This window comes from Vibrio neptunius (assembly GCF_000967495.1).
Taxonomy (GTDB): domain Bacteria; phylum Pseudomonadota; class Gammaproteobacteria; order Enterobacterales; family Vibrionaceae; genus Vibrio; species Vibrio neptunius.
This window is the reverse complement of the sequence record NZ_JXXU01000094.1, coordinates 1-944: the sequence shown is the minus strand read 5'-3', so window position 1 is coordinate 944 and position 944 is coordinate 1. Positions and strand designations below refer to the sequence as shown.

Sequence of the window (944 nt, the reverse complement as noted above, 5' to 3'; positions counted from 1 at the left end):
TCGGCTACCATGGCTTGGCTCTGCAGTTTTTCGATTTCTTCTTTGGTGCGAAACTTTCCCTGATAAAGATACTTCCAGTCTGGTAGAGGGGCTTTAGTCTGATTCAATTCCATAACTTCAGCAACAGGGTAGAGCCTAGTTCGCGATGGAGTCTCCAGTAACTTAGCTGGTCTGAAGCACTCTATGCCAAACAGGTCGCGGTGATCCTCAACTGCAACACATTCTATACGATAATGCCGAGTCAATTTTTCTATCACCGCCTCCATCTCTTTATTGGTCTTAAAAAAGAGGTGGCTGCCACCTCGATTATGGCTCCGTACTACGAGTGTTTTTGCAACATCCCTATATCGACACGAATCATATTTAAAGTAGAGTACTAATACTTTTCGCTCTCTATTGTATTGAGCAAACAGCCAGTCTTCACGACAACTAATTCGTACCTCAGCTTCTTCATCCGGTTGGCGCTTTAAACGGGTAAACGAGAGTAAAATCAGCCCCCCCGCACCGGCAAGAATCATCGGCCCCGCCACTGATACGGCCAAAACGCATACAATGGCACCAAACCATGCTGCGATTTGGGATGCTCTATTGATCCAACGGGGCATATTGCGCCGCTTTTTCACAACTAAACCGAGATCGGAAATGAGGTAGTCGTAGCGATAATCGAGGCCAAAGATCAAATAACAGTAACCATAAGTTAACGCCAGCATTACAAGAGAACCGACTCCCATAAAGGTATCCTTGCCGCTAGTGAACCAAAAATAACCCAGCATCATAGACAATACAGAAATCGGCATAAGGCTCAGCAATATATTATGGTACCTATTGGGCTCTTCAATATCGTATTTATGCCAACGTATCTGATCGTGCCCAGCCGCAATCTCCTGCTCTTGCTGCTTTTGCTTAAGCGCAAACTCTTCTGGAGTGAGATAAAAGGGTAAATA

Annotated in this window: 1 protein-coding gene; it reads right to left on the bottom strand. The window is 45.1% G+C overall.

Annotated elements, in window-relative coordinates:
• Positions 1–944: APC family permease (locus TW84_RS24660; protein WP_045977873.1), on the bottom strand; the 944-nt coding region annotated here is incomplete at both ends.